This is a genomic window from Arachidicoccus terrestris (genome assembly GCF_020042345.1).
Classification (GTDB): Bacteria; Bacteroidota; Bacteroidia; order Chitinophagales; family Chitinophagaceae; genus Arachidicoccus; species Arachidicoccus terrestris.
Map to the genome: position 1 here is coordinate 876,498 of NZ_CP083387.1, position 21,251 is coordinate 897,748.

General features: G+C 44.3%; 11 protein-coding genes. 1 reads left to right on the top strand and 10 read right to left on the bottom strand.

Annotation, left to right across the window (positions count from 1 at the left end; genetic code table 11):
- Positions 1-99: 99 nt before the first annotated feature.
- Positions 100-798: a FadR/GntR family transcriptional regulator gene (locus K9M52_RS03455; protein ID WP_224070672.1), complete on the bottom strand. Its 699-nt coding sequence runs from the start codon at positions 796-798 to the stop codon at positions 100-102.
- 248 nt (positions 799-1,046) lie between these two features.
- On the opposite strand from K9M52_RS03455, the gene K9M52_RS03460 reads away from it, so the two are divergent.
- Positions 1,047-2,330: a TCR/Tet family MFS transporter gene (locus K9M52_RS03460; RefSeq protein ID WP_224070673.1), complete on the top strand. Its 1,284-nt coding sequence runs from the start codon at positions 1,047-1,049 to the stop codon at positions 2,328-2,330.
- 51 nt (positions 2,331-2,381) lie between these two features.
- Here the strand turns inward: K9M52_RS03460 and K9M52_RS03465 are convergent, their stop codons facing one another.
- The 9 genes from K9M52_RS03465 to K9M52_RS03505 form a co-directional block, all read right to left on the bottom strand.
- Complete coding sequence (locus tag K9M52_RS03465; protein WP_224070674.1) at positions 2,382-2,945, bottom strand: hypothetical protein; 564 nt, start codon at positions 2,943-2,945, stop codon at positions 2,382-2,384.
- A gap of 577 nt (positions 2,946-3,522) precedes the next feature.
- Positions 3,523-6,369: a peptidase associated domain and porin domain-containing protein gene (locus tag K9M52_RS03470; RefSeq protein ID WP_224070675.1), complete on the bottom strand. Its 2,847-nt coding sequence runs from the start codon at positions 6,367-6,369 to the stop codon at positions 3,523-3,525.
- Positions 6,370-6,380: 11 nt separating this feature from the next.
- Complete coding sequence (locus tag K9M52_RS03475) at positions 6,381-7,721, bottom strand: 6-bladed beta-propeller (RefSeq protein WP_224070676.1); 1,341 nt, start codon at positions 7,719-7,721, stop codon at positions 6,381-6,383.
- A 1,487-nt stretch (positions 7,722-9,208) separates the two neighbouring features.
- Positions 9,209-11,578, bottom strand: a complete 2,370-nt coding sequence (locus K9M52_RS03480) for a hypothetical protein (protein WP_224070677.1) — start codon at positions 11,576-11,578, stop codon at positions 9,209-9,211.
- Positions 11,579-11,646: 68 nt separating this feature from the next.
- Positions 11,647-15,408: a BamA/TamA family outer membrane protein gene (locus K9M52_RS03485; protein ID WP_224070678.1), complete on the bottom strand. Its 3,762-nt coding sequence runs from the start codon at positions 15,406-15,408 to the stop codon at positions 11,647-11,649.
- 80 nt (positions 15,409-15,488) lie between these two features.
- The gene (locus K9M52_RS03490; protein ID WP_224070679.1) at positions 15,489-16,439 is read right to left on the bottom strand and encodes an SdiA-regulated domain-containing protein; all 951 of its coding nucleotides are present in this window, start codon (positions 16,437-16,439) and stop codon (positions 15,489-15,491) included.
- A 34-nt stretch (positions 16,440-16,473) separates the two neighbouring features.
- Complete coding sequence (gene ppk1, locus K9M52_RS03495) at positions 16,474-18,693, bottom strand: polyphosphate kinase 1 (protein WP_224070680.1); 2,220 nt, start codon at positions 18,691-18,693, stop codon at positions 16,474-16,476.
- A gap of 12 nt (positions 18,694-18,705) precedes the next feature.
- Positions 18,706-20,028 carry a Pycsar system effector family protein gene (locus tag K9M52_RS03500; RefSeq protein ID WP_224070681.1) on the bottom strand — a complete coding sequence of 441 codons (1,323 nt, stop codon included), beginning with the start codon at positions 20,026-20,028 and terminating at the stop codon, positions 18,706-18,708.
- A 117-nt stretch (positions 20,029-20,145) separates the two neighbouring features.
- Positions 20,146-20,856: a phosphatase PAP2 family protein gene (locus K9M52_RS03505; protein ID WP_224070682.1), complete on the bottom strand. Its 711-nt coding sequence runs from the start codon at positions 20,854-20,856 to the stop codon at positions 20,146-20,148.
- Between the last annotated feature and the right edge of the window lie 395 nt (positions 20,857-21,251).

Genomic DNA, 21,251 nt, shown 5'->3' on the forward strand with positions numbered 1-21,251 from the left:
AACTTTATATTTAATTTCTATATAATCGTAAAGCCTTGTTAATAATATAATTAAGTTGAGTATGAACCGGCAAGTTGGTTTGCAATCTTTTAATGTTTGTTATTTTTTGTTCTTTAACCGGTCAAAATGGGGCTGCAAATGGGCTTTCATTCCTTTTTTAAAATCCTCAATGGTGCCTTCTTTCAATATTCTGACCAATCCCAGATGATCCACCTCCCCTTTCATGGGCTTTTTTTCCAGCGTTACCACATAATCAAAAATAGGCAGTAACATGATCTGAAAGCGCTTCAGCGTCTGGTTCCCGGAAATCTCATACAGCTTACCGTGAAAGGCGATTTCATTTTCAATTCTGAAGGTCGCGTCACTATATTTCTTTTCTTTCAGGGCGATCTTTTCCAGCTCGTCAATATCCTTTTTAGTCATCCTTAGATACAAGAGCTCTGCCATACCCGTTTCCAGTACGAGCCGGAGTTCAAAAATATCCTGTAAGGTGTCTTTATCAATGATAAGTGGGTCCAGCACCCGCTCAAACGCCCCCAGGATATCGGGCCTTGCCAGCACCATTCCGGTTTTCTTCTTGGTTTCGATCATCCCCAACATCCTTAATCTGCTGAGCGCTTCTCTTAATACATTTCGGCTGACGCCAAGCGCCTCGGCCAGTTCAAATTCCTTGGGCAACGCATCTCCCGGTTTAAATGACTTTTTCTTCAAATAATCCCTTAAATGGGCTTCTACTACATCCGTTCTCGTTTGTTTGGCAACCGGCTCCAGCCCTGTAATCTTCTTATCAGATATCATAAATTTTTGAATTTAGCAAAAAAGAAAAGTTCACTTGTCCTACAAAATAAGCAAAATTCACGCAAAAATAACGGCAATCCTCCATGTATCAGCAATTTTATATGCAATTTTCTATTTGATTTAGGGTGGTCATTTCAAGGATTAGCGAATAAACCTTAAAATACTCGCTGGCAAAAATGCAAAAAATTCCAAACTTTTTCGCAAAAAACAGATTAATCCTCTTAGATTTGTAGTCATAATTTTTCTTTATGCCGTTATCGAAAAAATCCGCCATCAGCTTTATTTTCATTACCCTGCTGATCGATTGTATGGGCTGGGGACTGATCATACCTGTTATTGCAGACCTGGTGGCCGAACTCAAACATATTCCGGTCAATGAAGCCAGCACTTATGGCGCTTACCTGCTTTCCGCCTTTGCGATCGTGCAATTCATCTGCGCGCCGATCATTGGCAACCTCAGTGACAAATACGGCAGAAGACCTATTTTACTGCTTTCATTACTGGGATTTGGCATTGATTATATTATTCAGGCCGTTTCCCCAACTTATGCGTTATTATTCTTCGGACGGGTCGTAGCGGGTGTTACCGGTGCCAGTTTCACCACGGCTTCCGCCTATATAGCCGATGTCAGTCCTGATCCGACCTCAAGAGCCAAAAACTTTGGCGTGATCGGTGCTGCTTTCGGATTAGGTTTTGTACTGGGCCCGGCTTTGGGCGCCTTGCTTTCCAGTTGGGGTATAAGAGCTCCTTTTTATGCAGCGGCCGTCTTATGTCTGGTAAACTGCGTATACGGTTATTTCTTTTTACCTGAATCCCTTCCAAAGGAAAACAGAAGAGAATTTGACTGGAAAAGAGCCAATCCATTTGGCTCACTGAAATTTTTGACACATCATCCGGAAATCGGCGGACTGGCTTTAAGCTTTTTTTTGATCTATCTGGGCGCCCAGGCGGTGCAGAGTAACTGGAATTTCTTTACGATATATCGTTTTAACTGGTCCGAAAAAATGGTGGGAATTTCACTGGCTGTGGTGGGTATACTGATCGGCGTCGTTCAGGGTGGCCTGACAAGAATCGTCGTGCCGAAGCTGGGTAACAATAAAAGCATTTATGTCGGCCTGACATTATACGTCATAGGCCTGGTCTTATTTGCTTTCGCAACTGAAGGATGGATGATGTTCGCCTTTTTGATCCCTTATTGTCTGGGCGGCATCTGCGGCCCGTCATTACAATCTGTTATTTCAGGGGAGGTCCCTCCTAATCAACAGGGAGAACTACAGGGTTCGCTCACCAGCCTGATGAGCCTTACCACTATTATTGGTCCACTCATTATGAACGGCAGTTTCGCTTATTTCACATCAAATGACGCGCCGTTTGTATTTCCGGGTGTGCATTTTTTAATCGGTGCCATATGCATGTTACTTGGTGCCATCATCGCCTATAGCGTATTATCCAAAAGGCCAGCAAAAAAAATGAATGCAGCCGGGGTACCTGCAATGGAACCTTCCGTCCCTTCCCCTAATGAGACGGTATAGAAGCGGCGGCTCTTCTGTCATCCACAACAGAACGCATCGTGCCACTGCCGGTTAATCCAGTCTTGAAGTAATCATCTGATCGATTTTCTGAAACAGATGATGGGGTTTATATACCCGCCAGTCTTCCATTTGCATCAGCTCCACATAATATTGAAGCTTATATTTTTTAAACTCATCCCTGGAAGCCTGTGGCAAATTAAGCAATACGACCCAGCCGTCCGCCTCACTGATCTCTTCATACCACTGCTGGTAATACTCGGCATCACTGCCATGAAAATTCAGGACATTTTCGCCGATCAGTATAAAATGGGTGATCCCCTGATCAAAGAGAAAATCCGTCAGATTATACCGAAGGGTCATGACATCATTTTCTATGGCATCATTCCACTCTCCTATCAGTTCTATCACACAGAACTGCATTTCATAATCAGCATAAAGAATCTTGCAAAACAAGGTAGAACTGCCAAAGTTATCCCACTGCGGATGAATATAATAGTTGTAAACTGCATTGGAAAACTCAAACTCGCTGTAGGTCCTGCCGTAAAACGGAGAACGCTCATCCTCTTCTGATTCGTAGAGATACCGCCAGTTAAAAAATGGTTCGATGGTATGCACGATATCTAATTCAATTTTCTGGTCAAAAACACGTTTAACCTTATAAAGGTACGGCTAATTTCAACCGGTGGCTATAAGTCAGTTGTTAATTTGTGCGATCCTGACAAGTAGAAAAGACTTTTCAATCCACTGCCGTCCAGTGTGAGTCGGAATATTCTGGATTTACCTTAACTAAAGATGCATGTGAGTTATCCAGCCGCAATTACCGAAAGAGGGGTGCCCGTTAAATTATCGGTCCCGCCACGTAAAAAATAAAATATTCCGGAAAGTATTTCAGTATCTGAATTATGAAAACATTTGACTTAACCGGTCGGTCATCCATAGCCAGCATGGTTGTGACTCTCTTAACTATTTCATTTTAAAACAGGAGACATTCCAGGCACCTCAAACCAAATCGTGTCTCTATGGAGAGTTTTGAAAATCATTAGTTGCGTCAAATATTGCGATTAAATATCCAAAATCACAATTTCCCCATAGAAAGACTTGCTTAACAGAAGCATCTACGGATCATCATCATCTGCCAGACAAATTCAAAAAGACAACGAACGCGGTCCAAATTCTTTCTCATAAGACTGCTTTATCTCTGTCCAAATTTTCGCGGAAAATATGAAATTGTGAATAAAAAATATTGTTGTAATACATTCGTCTCGCTCCTAGTAAGTCTATAGTTGTTTCCAGAAACAACTATGCTCTTATTTTGATGAAGTAGATCAAGTGCAGAAAACTTGAACTCCAAATTGTCTTTCTTTAAAAAACGATAAGTTACGGCTGCATTCCAGACAGAGAAGCTTGAAGAAACAGATTGTGAGGAACTATAGTTGTTTAAAGTGATATTGCTATTTATCTTCAAACGCTTTGTACAATTCAGGCCAAAGCTAAATATCGACTTCAAACTTGAATTTCTAAAAATCTGATCAGAAATTCCTCGCTGAACGGACCTATAGAAAGACAACTCTTCTTTTAAATTAACAACAAGTAAATCTTTATAAAGGTAAAACAGCGCTAAGCTATTTGAGTTCGTATTAGTCTGCGAAATATTGTATTTACTAGTTGGATTACCTGAACTGCGCAGATAGCTTGGAATTCTATTTATTCCAAATTGGGAAGACCCAATTGCCTGCAATGAATGATTAGAATTTATCTTAATCGCCTTTTTAAAATTAATCTCGGCGTTCAAAAACCGCCGTCCATTCATGTTTATCATATAATTGAGAAACCCGCCATTTTCATCCACAATGCTACTGTCTGTCAAGCTATTGGAATACCATCCTGCCCGCACTGATGCACTATAATTTAAAGGATTTCTTGTTTTGTGGGTTTCGTGATTATATGTAAATAACAACTGATGCATTTTCGCCGGCTTCAATCTCGGGTTACCGGCCTGAATTAAATACAAATTACTGCTGTCAACAAGTGGATATAAAAGATCAGGAGATACGTACTTCATATCAACCTGATAATCCAAAATATAGGTATCCTTAAACAAGCCAAACTCGTTGTTGATATACTTTGCAGTAAAAGAGGGAACAAAAAAACTATAATTTCTATGGAAATCTTGGAACGAATGACTTGATTGATTGTTTTGGCTACTGAATTGCAGCCCCGCCCCGGTGACGAATGAAAGCGTTTTATCATATCTATCGGCCAGGCTTTTTGAAAATATCCTGGAAAATCTAATTGAAGGAGTCTCTTTAATATGGAGATAATCTGTTGTGTTCGACAGATAAGCATTGTATTTATATAAACCAGCATCAAAATTAAAATCGTTTATAGAATCTGCATGATGCTGACCAGTCAGATACAGATCATTTACCAAGGTAATATCAATTGTAGATAAAAAATTTCCAACACCAAAAATCCAATTTGAAAAGTTCCCAAATTCCGCAGTTAGGTGATGCTGACTGAGGACAGATCGACGATCGTATCTCCGGTCAAGGTAGCGGCTTTGATCCGGATTGATTACTGATGTAAATGACGAAGAAAAATCACCTATATTGTGGTCATTTTCATGTGAAAACTTATAATATACGGATAAACTTCCAGGTAACCGGCTTGAGGTATTTTTTTTACTTTTATTAAAACTTAGCCCAAAATCAACTTTTTGATTCTTTCCTTCTTTTGAATCAGCACTTGAGTCACTACTTTGAACGCCTTCCGAACCAATTTCACTGCTCTGCATTGACTGATTGTTACCATTTGTACTTCCTATAGATCCGGACAAAAACATATTCAGTGATGAGTATGGCCGGTTTAAATTATATTCTGCATTCAGTTTATGAGTGACCCCACTATAACGGCCGACATTCGAGATTCTCTGATTAAGTACACTATCATCCCCAATGGTGCTCTTTGTCTCAACATGTGTAGACAGCTTATTCGCATTACTATTAAACAGATACTTCCCACTTAAATTTTCCTCACTGCTGACATGGTTAACCGGATGAAAATCGTGCAGAAATGTTCCTCCTGCCATACGAGAAGTGTTCATTCCCGGCATGCTGAAGTCCGGCTGATATGTAATATCAGCACTTAATCCTTTAAAAACATTGGCCAACAGAAGATCATCTACGCTCGCCGCTGTCTTGTTTGTATTATTATTTGCGGTGACAAGAGCAACTTTTGTAAAGGGGGAAAACCTGTTAATACTTCCGTCCAATTCATAATGCTGCCTGGTTCCTCCTCCTGCAGAGGCTTTTCCAAAAAAACCAGAATGACTATCTGCCTTCAGTTTAATATTTATGGCAGTGGTTGAGTCCAGCGGATTATTTTTATCCTTATTTTGCTGATAGACCTGCACCTTATCAATTGCCTCTTTAGGTATATTCTGTGTGGCGATTTTACTATTTGAACTGAAAAACTTTTTTCCATCTACCAAAACAGTTTTTACCGGCCTGCCGTTCACTGTAATAACCCCGTCACCCCAAATCATAACACCCGGCAATCTTTTCAACAGATCTTCGGCAACTGCATTGGGATCCAGAGTGAACGCATCTGCATTAAACTCCAAAGTATCCCCGTTCATGACTACAGGTGGTATGGCAGTTACAGTTACCGCCTCCAGGCTGTCATCGCCCTTCTCCATGCTAATATTGCCAAATACAACCTTTTTTACTTTAGATGGTATAATAAATTTTTCACTGAAGGACTTATAGCCGACAAAGTCGATTTTGAGCAGTAATTCCGCTGCGAGTGGCAGCCCGGTAAATGCAAACTCACCGAAATTATTAGTTAACTGGTATGCCAATAGCTTTTTACCATCGTACCTATAAATAGATATTGTAGCAGACTGAAGCACATAATTTCGAACAGAATCCTTAACGACTCCACTAATCTCGCCCGCACTGGCAGAAGTATCCGCTGTTTGCCCATTAGATAAAAAATGAATGCTCAATATAAAAATCAGTAAAATTCCTTTTCTAAACATTTAGTAGGGCTCTAATTTCTTTTTGGGATTATGCGCACTATGACCGGATTACTTCTGGAAGTCTGAGAAGCAAAGTACTTTAACATGCGTTGAGAATAATTATTACTTCTTTTTTTATTGTCATTGAAAGATTTAAACAGCTTGTAAGACGGAACAGACAGATAGAAAGAACTTGTATCTGCCGCTAAAACACGTATGGTCTGATCTCCAAGGAAAGGCAAAAAGTTATTTGAACTATCAGGAGAAATTTTGCCCAAATCATAACAAACTTTTGTCCGCAGATCATATAAAAGAGGCACATGTAAACGGGAAGGATTTCGCCTGTTGACATCAAACAAAAGTAGATTCTGCACTCTATAGATATCGGAAATGCTATAGATAACGTTACGGTTCTGACTTAAATAATCTGCCCGCTTATGGCTATAAACAGAATCCAAAAAATCTGAAGGAAGACTATAACTATAGGGAAAAATAAACTTTATTGTTTCTTTTAATCCTTCGGCTCCAAATACATACGCGTTATAGTCAAATGAACGTGTATAAATCGCACTCTTCGAATTTGATGCATGCATTAAATTACTTCCCGCAGTAATATTGAAATCTGAATGCAGCTCTTTTAAAAAACCCTTCTTTAATGTGAAACTGCTATCTGTAACAATACAAGAACCAAATATATTATTTATGGTATCCTTTATATCATCCATACTTTCGACCAGGTAATGAGAATCGTCAATATTGCCATATGAAAGCCAGGAATTGTGCTTGAGCACTTTTAGCAGAACGCCTTTCGGACTAAAAAAATACAAATTTCCCTGTTTTTGCCAATGAGAAACAATTAAATTACCTGTTAACTCATTGACCATAAAATCCCTTATGCCCAACTCTTGTCTATTTGGTGTTTTAATCCAGTGCACCAATTCGACTTTATTAAAAAACTGCCCGTTTTTTTTAAAAAGATATATAGCGTCCGTACTATGGTCTAAAATATAAAAAAAATCTGAGGTCACGAATAATTTATCGACCCTCCCGAATTCACTTTCGGGTGAGTTCTCCAGCGGAATGTATTCAACAGAATCAAATAACTGAGAGACTCCTGCGCCTTTTGCATTTTCAGGATCTATTCTTATTGTATTTACCTGCCCCACCGCCATGTTGATAACTATAACATATAGAATAAGCATGTAAAAGACTCTAATCATAACTTTTCTTTTTAAAATACTTTCTGCAATTATTAAATAATCAAGTGATCTATTGGAATCTTCTTTTTGCGGAAAGAAAAGATCCAGAACCTTAGCTACTCTCGGCCGAATAATAAAAAAACACAAAGCGTTGCATATTGATGGATTATTCAAACGACTTGAATAAGAATAAATTTTTAATCATTTTTAGAAAATATGCAATTCTGTATGACTTTCTGTCCAGGCGAGTAATTCGTAAGCGTAAAAAATGATAATTGAATTATTCCCCATCTTCCTAATTTTTCACGAGGGTGAAGGGAAAACCTAGTCAAATCTCTTTGATCTGCGAAACTGAAGTTTAAGAAAGACCTTCCACGCAGCCTCGTTTGTACTAGTTCCTCCATGATCTGGATGCTCACAAGGATAAATTTGAACAGTAACATTCTTACAATATACAACTGTGTAAGCTGAGCCATTTGGAGATAAAGTTATCTTTATCCAACAAATTGAATACGAACTTGCTATTGCCTGAGTGAATTCATAACCGGTTCGATTACTTTGTACTACAGAATTATTTCAAATTGTTCTTTTGGAAAAAGAAAGTTCTTGTTCCAATATTTATACAGCCTAAGTTCTGCCGTGGAGCCAGTTGTTATAGTTTAGTTGTGCTACCTCAATGGACTTTAAATATAAGGCTAGTACTTACCGGATAGTTTTGATTATTATGTTCATCAAAACGATATTGATTTCCTTCCGAGCTCATTGCACTTCGTGTAATTGAAAATGTTGATAAAGGTATGGAAGGTCCCAATTATAGGCGTTCCAATCCCCATCAAAATGGCCATTGTTTTTAATTTATTTGTAATCATAGTTTCGATTTAAAGTTAAAATTTAAATCCCGCAAGTCTAGCGCACATGTTCTGGTCTTACAATCAGTTACTAAATCAAAGTTATAAAAAATATCAAATAACTCCTTGAAACTCACTTCAATAACATTGCATTAACATTCGCGCCAAGGCATACCTGGAGTTGGACAGGTGTCCAGTTAGGCAGACGCTAGAGTGGTTACTTTCTTCTAAGCTAACACCAACTTCACACAGTTCGCAGCGTCAGTAATAAAGTCCTTGGGGTCGGTATTGGCAAGAGTAATTTGTACAGCATTCCGCCGGATCCGAAAAAAGTAACTCCATTACCAGGCTAGTCTATCGCTTATCCGGTTTACATCATCATCCTGATGAACGCACATTCCACTCAGCATGGTCATCCCCGAAGAGTATTAAATAGTCAGCTGCAAAATTCAATTTACTAAATTGCGCATAAACCACATAATTGACAAAAACAGTGACCAATTGTATAAAGTATTAGGTTCGGGAACCCGTCGATGCATTCGGTGTAAGGAAACTGGTAACAGAATACCAGGCTATTTTATACTTCTCAGTGTTGAAACAATTTTAATCAGACCTTTGCGAGTCGCACCCTTCGGCTTCCTTTAAATATCCCGTCCCCCATACCCCTTGCCGTTCCGGTTATTGTCCGTGTCCAATTTAACGGTAAACAGCGTCTTGAAAACAGTATTTTACACCAGCGATAAAAGAATGATAAACGTTTTTAAAGCTAAAATCCATGCTTTATCAGTGATCATTGGATTTGCCATTCCTGAATTATGCATCCATATCAGCGGTCTCCATATTAACCCCGATCCTTAATGCTTTAAGTCCGGCCACCCCCTGCAACTCTTCCAGCTCCAGATATTCCAGATCATCGTTCAGGACATTTTGCTGCTGCAGATACCGGATATAGCCCAGATATTCTTCCACATCACGCGGCTGAAAGTACACCAGCGCGATCTTATCGGGTTGTGTGAGCCTTTCTTCTGAATCTTTGATACGCACCTTATCGATTCTCTTTTTTATGACTTCATAACGGATATTATAAGCGCCTTCCACATCAAAGCGATGTTCATCACTTCTAAATTCAATATCAATCGTTGCAGCATGGATAAAGATCAGTTGTGTTGTTTCCAGTCTTTTTTTCATCTGGGGAATCAACGCCCTGGTCAGCCTCGCAACAAGGGCCATGGATGTCAGCTGCCATAACCTGAGGTTCCTCAGATACATCAGGTCAAAGGATCTCTCTGGCGTAATCGATTGACCTATATAGATGTCGTATTCTATACCGTCAGAACGGAACTTCTCAAAAAAGCAGGGATACTCCATCTGGATCTCTTCATTCATCCGGTCCAGCAGACTGCCGATCGTGGCATTCAGCAGCCTTAACGACTGCTCCAGGTCATCACGGTTCTTATAGGCAAATCCGCCGGGGCCGGCATCCAGATAATATTTATTGATCAATTCTCCGGCTCCTTTGTATGACTCATGGTAATGGAGCAGAAAAGCAACAATTTCTGACTCCAGAAATTGTGTGATCTCATACTGTTCATCGGTGCCGAACTGAACATCCATTTTTTTTATCAAGGTCTTCGCCTTGAAGATCATCTCATCCATGATCGTCAGAAAATGAACTTTTTTCAAGGCCTGAAGCAACTCCACCAATAGGCTTAGCTGCTTGCGCAGATCCTGTTCCAGCGCCAGATTGCGTTGCAAGGTAGAATTTCTGACGTCTATGGCACCATAGAGCGGATAGACATCCTCAAAGCGGATCCTCCCGATCTGCGCTTTTTTATCCAGTCGCTTTTGTTGCATGTATTGCCAGGCAGCTTCTGTAAAAGCCCATTGCACGGAGGGCTGCAAAGAGGTAAAGCGTTCTTTTACGATCCGGTCCAGCGAGGCATCAAAATCATCAATGTTGGCCTGAAAGAGTTGTTCCAGTAACGGTATGACAGGATCCAGCGTAGAAAGCAGATCGGGAACGATGATGCCGGGCTCCTTAGCGAATATCTCAAATATACCGACCAGCTGTTTATTAAAATATACAGGTTGTACAAGCAGACCTTTGACGCCCATATTCTCCAACATCCTGTACATTTCCTTAGATGCATCGGGAGCGCTTTCATAGGATACCTCCTGATCTAAAATCATTTCCGGGTGTTTGTAAAACCTTTCTACGGCGTCCATATACACCTTTTCACCCACATTATTTTTTGTACAGATATCCCGCAGTTTTCTGCCCATGTCCCCGCAGTCATCCAGTACGAGGCGGTTGTTTACCCTAAGCATAGGCAGTAACCGGATAATGACCTGAGAGCTGCCGATAAGGGATTTGATAGAATCGCTTACCTCATCATAGACCATAACGCCTGGTTTCAGATTGACGATGCTGTTCTTGATATTTTCGATCGCCTTTCTTGCCGTCACATCGCTGACCTGGACAATACTGAACCCCTGAAAACACAACAAGTCGATGGGCAGGTTTTCCTGCAGGATAGCCAGACCTTCCTGGGTGATATGATTGTCATGGACCTCTATGGCAGAAAAATCAATCTCCGGCAGCCGCTCCCCTAAATAACGGACATCGATAAACCGGGAATCAAACTGGACCTTATAGGCACTCTGCAAATTGTCTCCTCCAGCACTCAGATACTGAAATATCTCCAGCTTCACAGGCAGCGCCTTCCCGTATAGGCGGTCCAGGGCCATTGTATAACAGATACTCTGGATATGGCGTACTTTTTCCTCTTCGCTCATGGAATGGATAATACTCCCTTTAAGAAAGCCCTGTTTGTCTGTCAGAAAATGATAGATCGCCCGGGTACCGTAAAAGATCACCGGAGACAAAGGCAGGCTAAGGGCCCAGAACTTTTCTTTTTCATCCGTTACCGGCGGCAGCAGTGCCAGATGTACGTATTCCAGCACATCCTTATAGTTCACGATGTCTTCGAGCGGAACGGTCCCTTCCAGTTCAGGATGCTGTCCGATCTGTTCCAGGATATGTTCCAAGAAGCGCAATTTCACGCCCTTTTCTTTTTCAAGCCTTGATCTTAAAAACTGGGCGAAACGATGCAGGGACAACACGACCTGCGGTGTTGCGGCGGCACTTCTTTGATCACTGAGATATATAATTTCGGCTTTCATCCCGAATACTTTTTAATTGATAGGCGGGTGCAGGTTTCTATAGCGTTTCCTCTTAGGTACCGCCCTTGTCAGAACCTCAACCCCATTGAAAAATAGGGATACCAGCCTTCGCTGGAATGCCCCATTACGAATTTAAAAACCGTGAGCCCGGCAGGCGCAAAATAAATGCCGCCACCGAACCCGTTATGCCACTTACCCGACGCCTCGCCCTGTTGCCATACACGGCCGATATCATAAAAACCGTTCAGGCCCATTTCTCCCTTCAGAATATAGTTGCCGAAATCCATCAACGCCCACCTCAGGGAAAGATTATTGTAGAGCGCCTGCTGACCGGCAAACCGGTATTTGCGATAACCTAACAAATTACCCTGGCCGCCCAGGAAAATAGATTGATAGAAAGTCGTGTGCCCTACACTCAGTCCGCCACCGATGCGATCAGACAGGATCAGGGTATGGCGATTATCAATCGGCTTATATACTGTCAATTCCGGCAGTAGCTGCGCAAAGGTACGGGATAAATCATTCAGTCCTTTATATGCCTGTAACTGTACACGGGCATAGACACCCCACTCGGGCAAAACAGCATTATCTCTGCGATCTAATTCATATAAAGCCTTGACACCCAGATGCATTTTATCTTCAAACAGGGTTGCGCTGTCATAGCTGCCCACCAGTGCCCGGTTTTCAATAAACCGGCCATCATTCTCCCCGGGGTCCATATGATAATACTGGTAACCCGGCCCTACCTGCAACTGGGAACAGCGCTGAAAGTTCCATCTGAGGGCAGCCGCCACATCTACTGTGGTAAACCGGGTCCTGTAATAGCGCTGATAGCCTTCAAATGTAAGCAGGGAGGTCTCATTTCCCCGGCCAAAATAGTTTTGCGTATTATTAGGTGCCTTTACGTCTACGTCGGTTACCAGATCCGCCTGTCCGATCACAGATTTCCACTGTCCGCTATAGCCGATCCGATAGGCTTTGGTGGAAAAGGAATGGCCAACCATAATCTGATGGGTCGAGCTATAGGGTGCTTTCCTGAATCCATTCTGTAGGATAAACTTAGCGCCCAGTCCAAGAATCAGTTTATCATCTGCATTATAGCCACCTGTAATGAGTGGCAGTACCGTGTTATACCGGTTGGTGATCGCAAAAGCCGTATGAGCGCTGTCGGAGCTGACAGCTACTTTCAGCCGGCTGCTGTCCTTGCCCGTATATTTTTCATGATCATGATCATAGACCGGGATGCGCCGGTTGGCCGCGGCAACATGATAGGACTTATGACCCTTACCGCCGATCAACCGTAATTTAACGGAGGAAGCAGCATTATTGATATATACGCTGTCATCTCCCTTACCCAAATACAATCTGATTTCCCGGGTAGCTTTACGGGGATAGACTTTATGCATCAAGGTATCCTGTATCTTGCCTTTTTTACTGATCTTACGCATGACAATATCCAGTGCATCGCTGTCAGGAACATCTGTTATTTCAATCAGTTCATTTTTATCACTCGCATGAATATCTACATACTTATTACTGAGCCGGTAGTACCTGTCCATGGCCTCTGTTAAATGATCCCTTCTGGCTTTTAACTGTGCCAAGAGCCGGTCATGACCCAGTGCCAGCACTTCGTGCGGGATCTGCTGCAGGGCAGTTTCCAAAACATCATCCGTTAATTTTGCCTGTTCATTTACTGCCGTCTGATGCCAGTCGGTGAAACCAATCTGGAAGCCGGGGTGCGCATCCAGAAAATCGGATTTATAAAAATAATAGTTACTGCCGCGCATGGGATTTTTATAACTGAAGCCGAATACCCTTGGCATAAGAACCAGCTTTTTCGCAATACCGGGAATCAGCCCTTCCGTTACGTTGAGTGCCATGTCTCTGTCTCTGGGTACCGGCCGGTAGTATTTAGGTTCGCCCTTTCCCCCCTTTTCCTGAAATCGCCATTGATCCTCATGACGATCCCAGTCTGCCAGCAAATAATCCAGTCCCCGGGCTCGTAAAAAACCATAGGCGTCAAAATCATTGTCATTATCCTCCTGCAATTTGTCCAGGGTCTTGAACGTATTATCTGTTTCTCCCGCAGGCTCCCTCTGTTCCAGCAGCGTTACCTTCCCTTCAAAAAGGTCGCCATAGGCGCCCAGCGCCGTATCCGGCGCGACCACGCCGATCACCGGACTGGCATGCAACACGCCGACAGCCTCAGCCAGTGGCGGCACAACGAGCGCTCCGTAAGGATGCTGCGCACTGGTCGCATCATCCAGCCAGTCTTTTAAAAAGGTACCCTGAAACGGTTCGGGAGTGATCAGATCAGCGCTTTTCTCCACACTTCTGAGTGTATACTCGTTACCCGCTTTATCTGCCATCCGAAGCGAAGTCGATTGAAAACCGCCGCCCAGCTTTAAAGGCTGTAGCCCTCCGTGTAGTTCGGAAACGCGTAATACGGGTAATCTTACCGGCAGCGCCCAGGCTGCCCGATAGTTTTTTCCAAACAGCCATTTGTGTATCCCCGAAACAGCGGCGTAGACAGGATGCGCAGCGGTGGTAGCGCTGTCCCCTGAGATCTGACGCTGCTGTCGTTGTTCTACAACTTGATAAGGTTTCGGTTGAAAATGATAGTCATATTGCCTTTGCAGGCTATTCTGTGAACCGTCCGATTTGACTTCCGCCATTACTTCAATCATGGTACTGCCATCAGACATCTGATCTAGTACCACAAAGCCCGGTCCTTTACTGTCAAAAAGACTATGTCTGCCCTTAGCGGCGGTTGCCTGCTTTGGCTCGCCCAGGCCGGCGCTGATGACCTGCAACAGTGATTTACCGGAATCCCTGATCACCTGTAAGCCCGGCTCATGGGCAGAGAGATAAATCAGGTTTGGAAAATCGGTAAATACTTTACCGACCATCTGGCGCATTTGCTTGTATAGTGGATGGTGTAGCTGCTGAGGCGACTGAAAGGCCCGGCTGAGCGCCGGGTACAGGCTGCCGATACCCGGAAGGGGCAGATAAAGATCCCGCTGAATATGGGTTAAGGGAAACATGTGATCTTTCCACGTAAAATGCCCGTTATAAAATCCATAGTCCGAAAACGGGTGATGTGTGGCCAGCACGATGGTTTTATACCGGTTTTGATATAATAACTCTCTTAGTGCACCGGTAACATCCCTTTCGTTTTTACAGTCGCAGTCAGCTCCCTGGCTTTCCTTTTTAAAACCATGCAGCCACCACTGAGAATCCATCACGATAACGACCAGTTTATCTGATATATTGATCAGCGCGGGGTCCGGACAACCACCGGCAGGTAACTGCCGGACCAATGAATCATGCAATGCGGTTATATAATTTGCTGCACGGCTGACTTTTTGCAAACCGTTGGGCCCGCTGTTATCCCAGTCCTTTTCTCCGGGGATAAAATAAACCGGCACGCCCAACTGTCTAAAAGGACCATACTTGGCTTTTAAAATTCCGGCCGCCTTTTGAAGCGCCCCGTCATCCCCTCCAAAACCGCTTGGGGGCAGATTATCCCCTAAATAAAGAACCGTCGTTTTACCTGGAAGCACCTGCCGGGCCGCCGCTTTTATGACGGCCTGAAAACTGCCGTCGCCCATGTCAGCACCGCTACCCCCAATAGCGATGACCCTGGCCCGGACCTGACCCGGAGCACGGCTGGCAATGACGCCGACGCCTGATTGTGCCCAGACGCCTGATACAGGAATCAGCGGCAAAAGCCCCATGATCCCGTAAAAAAAAATACGTCTTATTACACCCGGGCTACAACCAGCGTGCACAGAAAACATATTTTGAAGTAATGTACAATTTTTCATCATATAGTAAGTATTCCGATTATCATCCGGCCGTTTTTTAAAGCCCCTGCTCCCCAGGGCAGATCACTTCAACGGCTATCTGATTAATTGCCTTTATAAGTAAACTTAAGGACTGTACCCTCCCCACCTGCCGGGCCTTCATTGGAAATATATAAGTTGTTATCCCTGTCAAAACACATGCCTTCAGGCTGAGGGAACTGCTTATGATCCAACGGATAAACGGCCTGCACCTGAAAGCCGGCGTCCGTCACCACCAGCATTTTATTGACGGAAGAAAGAAGGTACCACTGATGTGTGAGGGGATTTAAGCTGATCGCCGAAGGCTTAAAATCAATCTTCTTGTTCTTCTTGCCGCTATCCTTCTCATTAGCTGACAGCGCACTGATCTTTGTCACGTCCACGGTGGAAGACCCGGATAAAGCCCAGCCCTGGCCATTACTGTTCAGTTTATAAACACTGACCGCTTTTTTATGATCTTCATTTTTGCATTCCTTGCAAAGCACATATAGCTGATTTTGGCCCGTATCCGCATATAAGCCTTCATACTCCCCCTTTGGCAACAAACCTTTCCACTCCTGCAGCTTTCCCGTAACAGGAGCGGCGTCAGCGCCGGCAGCCGGCTTAAAATCAAAACTATAAAGATGCCCGTTGGATTTTAAAAAGACCACCTGACTGCCCACAAAGGCCAGGTCTTCATAATCTCCGTCTTTGCCAAAATCATAGTAGTGGGCTTTATCGCTGCCAGGTTCTAACCAGTAAAGCCTTCCGTTCTCATCCTGCTCAGCATACAGCATTGCCGGGTCTCCTTTATAAAAACTGATACCTGAAACTTCGCGCAGTTCATCCGGCATGGTGTATACCGTAGGATGCTGCAAATCATAGGCGATCGGTATCTGTTCCTGCTGAGCGGCCTGCCCGGCCCGGTCAGTTGTCTGGGTCCCGGAGGTTCCGCCGCCCTGGCCACAACTGCCAAGTGTCAAAATAAAAGCGCTGCCTAATGTCGATAGTGTTGATATAATGGATAGCATTTTCATTCTTATTGATTCTTTATTTAAGAGGGATGTTTCATCATTTTTCCTGAGCATCAGCCTTCGTACCTCTGGCAGGACTCAGACCATCCGTAGGCTGTTTTTTTATTTCCCGTGTCTCCGCTAAAAACTGATAGGTTTCCCGCTGCGCCTCACGGCCGGCGGAGGCGCCCGCCCGGCGGCCGTCATCAGCCGGCAATACCCACTCATTTTTTAACGCAGATGTGAGCCGGACCAGGTGTAGCTGATCGGCAAACTGCAGTTCAACAATATGACGGATGACCTGAGCCGCCGCCGGGTCCTCCACCGGGCAGCAGACTTCAATACGCCTGTATATATTGCGGTTCATCCAGTCGGCGGATCCGATATACATGGCGCGCATATCAGCCGTCTCAAAAATAAAGACACGGCTGTGCTCCAGATAACGGTCCACCAGACGGAACACTTCAATGCGCTCACTCATACCCGGCACTCCGGGGATGAGCCGGCATATACTGCGCACCATCAGCCGGATCTTTACACCAGCCCTGGAAGCGTCATATAAGGCATCGATCAGTTTTTCCTCTTCCAGATTATTCAGCTTTAGCGTAATACTGGCGGGCTGCCCGTTTATTGCGGCGGTTGTGCAGGCCTTTATTCTATCTAAAAATACCTGTTGCAAATTAAAGCCGGCGATCAGTAACTTTCTGGGTTGAAAAAAACGGTAAAGATCAGGGCGTGCTCTCTTTTCCAAAAAGATCATGAGGGTTTCCATATCTGCCGTCATCTCCCTGTCAGCAGTCATTAATATATGATCTGCATATAATCCCGCCGTGGTCTCGTTAAAATTACCGGTAGCGACCATACCGCTGTATCGTACCCGGCCCCGTTTCATTCTTTTCACCAGGGCAACCTTCGCATGAACTTTTAAGGCCCAGATGCTATAGACAATTTTCACGCCGGCCGCTTTCATCATGGCGGCCCACTTGATATTATTGGCCTCGTCAAAGCGTGCTTTCAGTTCAACGAATACGGTCACCTTTTTCCTGTTCTTGGCGGCAGTCATCAGCGCATGCGCAATCAATGAGTCGCTGGCGATCCTGTAAAGGGTCACAGCGATATGTGTGACCTCAGGTGCGATCGCTGCCTCATTAAAATAGCGCAGTACCGTATTATAATCCTGATAAGGTGTACTGATCAGCAGATCTTTCTGATCGATCTGCTCCAATAAAGAAACCGCCGGCTCTCCAACTTGATAACCGGCAAACGCCGGACGCTGGGGCGCCCACTTTTTATAATGATACCCTTTGACAGGAAATTTCATTAAATCCCTTAAATTATGATAGCGTCCCCCTTTTACGATTGTCGCCTCCGGGCATTGAAGGACGGCCAGTAATCTGTCCAGACAAGGCTGCGGCATACTGGCGTCATAGAGCAGCCGGGTCGCCAGCCCAAAACTGCGTTTACCGATCTGCTTTTGTATAAACCCGGCAACATCCTTTCCATATTCATCTTTATAGTCAATATCCGCGTCCCGGGTAAGCTTAAAACTGTAACTACTGTCAACGGTCAAATCATCACTGCCCGCGAGCCGGGGCAGATGCATACGGATAATATCATCCAGCATCCAGACATCCATGCGTCCTTTATCATGATCTGTTTTTTCAAGCGCTAAAAAGCGGCCGCAGTCCACGGAAGGGATGCGGATGATGCCCATGCCCTCAACGCCGGCCCTGGTCCCAAATACGGCCAGATATATCGTATCGTTTTCCGGAAAGAATCCGGGGCGTTTCTTTGAGCTTTTAAGCGGCGGAACGTCTTGCTGTAAAGACGGGTCAGGTAACCAGACCATCCTGAGATAAGCCGCTACTTTCTCATAAAAAAATGCCTGAATGCGGGGATCGATCTGAGCGGGCAGTAGAGCATTGTATTGAAAGTCGATACCCGCGCCGGCCAGTTCGGGCAGGATCTGCTGCAGCATTAATGCGCCAAAGTTTGTCTGTAACCGGTCGATGGTCTCCCTGACCTGACAGAGCAGTTCATTTTCCGGCGGGGTTACTTCTCCCTCAGTGGCTATATTTGCCGGCAAGGCTTTCAGCGCCAGTATGGCAGGCATCCGCACCCGGTAGAACTCATCCAGATTCGATGCGAATATGCCCAGAAAACTCAGCCGCTCGCCTACCGGCACACCGACCCTGCCCGCCTCCATTAAAATGCGTTCGTTAAAAGAGAGCCAGCTAAGGTCTCTGTCAAAATAGCTGTTATTATTTATGCCTTCCATTTAAATTTCTGGTTACAATGACACCATTACACCGATCATATAGGCGATTACCGAAAAGATCAACCCATACATAAACACATTATAAGCGGTTCTGAGCAAGCGGTATTTTTTACCCAAAACCACACCCTGTGCATATACATCCTTAATAAGCGACCCATATAGAAAATCCCGGTCATCCATGACCTTCCACATGCCTTCTGTATACTGTTGCAGGTTCATTTTATAGAAGTTACCAAAAAACAGCAGGTTGGTCTTCTTTTCCTCGATGTCCTGTTGGGTAAACGTACCCTTAGGAATGGTAGGCCTCGTTGAAAGAATAGAGAAAATAATGGTCACCAGGCTCACGGTAATCAATACAAAAGTAGGAATGGCCAGTTCTTCATGAGCGTCCAGTTTTCTTAACAGCAAACTGATGACAGCAGATAAAATAATGGAGTTGACAGAGATCAGGATATGCGCTTTATTGTCTGCCATATTAGACAACTTTTGATTATTGCCGGCCGTTACCCTGAACATGGTCTCTATCCCTTTGTCTGGTTTATCCTCCTTCTTTTCTTTTTTCGCCTTCTTTTCTTCTTTGCGGCCTTTCTGATTTCCTTTATCTGCCTGTTTACCGGGCGTAAGCGGCAAGGCTTCCGAAGGCATTAACGCGGTACCTTGAGACGCACCACCTCCTGCTTCTCGATGCCCCGTCAGGGGAACCGTAACGGCAGTTGCCTGCTGCCTGGCAGCCGCCTCCGCAGCCTTTTTTTTGAGCGCAGCCAGATTCGCTGCTTTTTTATCGTTTAATAGCATCTGACAATAATCTGTATGGTAATGATGGGCTTCCAAAAAGGCGATCGTGCCCAACCGCCACTCTTGTTTGGACAGCTCTTTACCCAGACAAAGTGCCTTTTCCTGGCACATCAGTTTATTGATTTCCTTAAAGCGGTCTTTGCCCAGATGAAACAGATCCGCATCACAGACAATCGCTTCTAATAACCCATTCGGATTTTGCGGCATCCGGGTGGCCAGGATACAACCTTCCACCTGGCTGGTCAGCTGTGGATCCACACCTTGTTTTTCGAGAAAATCAGCGGCGGCTTTGGCGCCGGCCTTCTCATGGGCATCGGGATTAATATGATAGCCCACGTCATGGAACCAGGCCGCTACGCTAACGATCTCAAATGCCTGGTCGCTGACTTGATAATGACCGGCAATTTCCCGGACTGCAGCTACCACTGCCTCCGTATGTGACAAATTATGATAGGCACGCTTTTCTTTCTGATGGCTGGCAAAAAAAGCCCGCACATACTGTTCGGCGGCCTGAATGATAGAACCTGTTGAAGCATTCATGTAACGAATTTTAAGCATTACTTCCAGATACCGGAAAGTGTATGCATAACAAAATTACCGCTTATTTGTCAATTGATAAAGCAGCGGAGCCGGCATCTTACCACTCTGCTCCCGGGATTAGTCTCCATACAGGCGACCTGTAACCCAGTGACCGATGATCCCACTCACGACACCTACAGCAAGGCCGCCGAGTACATCGGTTGGAAAATGCCGTCCCAGATACATTCTGGAATACCCTACCGATCCGGCCCATAAACTAATAGGCAGGGTTACAGTCCACTGTTTGCGCGTCAGCGCCAGGGAAGCGGCTGTTGAAAAAGCAAGCGTGGTATGCCCGGAAGGAAAAGACGGCCCGGTACCATAATTAATGGGATGAATTCTTTGCGGGTAACTCATATAGGGTCTGGGCCTTTTAAACAGGTGTTTTAGTCCGATTGACATTAATTGTCCGATGCCCACTGTAACACCTGTTTCAACCCCATAGCGTTTACTCGGGCCGTCATCAGCGATAAAGCCATATCCCAGTTCGCCCAGGGTAATGACAGCAGGCAGCCAATAGGCTGAGTTGCTGATCTGCCTGACAAACGCGCTGCGCGGGGTATCCGGATTGATCTTATCCAGTAAATTGATGTCAAAACCGGCTGCTGGTCCGGGCAGCCGGTATACCCCTGTTGAATCCTGTCCCCAAAGCAGGCAGGGCAGTAAGATGATAACCAGCAAATGCAAAACGGAAAGTAGATTTCTATGCATAAATCGAAAAAGCGCCGGATGACGGATCGGCAATCCAGGTTCCGTAATATCCCCAATAATACAAGCGGAATGCTGCATACTATATATTGCTTTCAACAGTAAAGATAGGGATGAATCGTTAAACCCGCTGAAGAAGTTCTTTGGGAACATTGAGCGTTAAAGTAGCATGCACTTTGCACGAGTTCCGTCAGGCTATCTCTGTTTCCGTGTAAGCTTTTCTGATGACTGCTTCCAGATCCGTGGCATCTGCTATCTTTACAGACTTTCAGATGGCCGTTTGCAGGGATTTCTGGCGGCATTTTTCAGGTTCAGTGATGCCCACTAATTTTTTTATCTTTTTTATGAGATTTTTGATATTTTTTTGGTTTTGCTAAATTTATTATACTATCTTTGTGTCAGCGGTGAATAACTGGATTGTTGCCATCAATCAGATTATTTTACTGCGGTTTTATAACCTACAATTCTTGCCGGAT

Coding starts and splice junctions, on each gene's coding strand:
- K9M52_RS03455 (WP_224070672.1), bottom strand. CDS start 798: ATGATATCTGATAAGAAGATTACAGGGCTGGAGCCGGTTGCCAAACAA.
- K9M52_RS03460 (WP_224070673.1), top strand. CDS start 1,047: ATGCCGTTATCGAAAAAATCCGCCATCAGCTTTATTTTCATTACCCTG.
- K9M52_RS03470 (WP_224070675.1), bottom strand. CDS start 6,369: ATGTTTAGAAAAGGAATTTTACTGATTTTTATATTGAGCATTCATTTT.
- K9M52_RS03480 (WP_224070677.1), bottom strand. CDS start 11,578: ATGAAAGCCGAAATTATATATCTCAGTGATCAAAGAAGTGCCGCCGCA.
- K9M52_RS03485 (WP_224070678.1), bottom strand. CDS start 15,408: ATGATGAAAAATTGTACATTACTTCAAAATATGTTTTCTGTGCACGCT.
- K9M52_RS03490 (WP_224070679.1), bottom strand. CDS start 16,439: ATGAAAATGCTATCCATTATATCAACACTATCGACATTAGGCAGCGCT.
- ppk1 (WP_224070680.1), bottom strand. CDS start 18,693: ATGGAAGGCATAAATAATAACAGCTATTTTGACAGAGACCTTAGCTGG.
- K9M52_RS03500 (WP_224070681.1), bottom strand. CDS start 20,028: ATGAATGCTTCAACAGGTTCTATCATTCAGGCCGCCGAACAGTATGTG.
- K9M52_RS03505 (WP_224070682.1), bottom strand. CDS start 20,856: ATGCAGCATTCCGCTTGTATTATTGGGGATATTACGGAACCTGGATTG.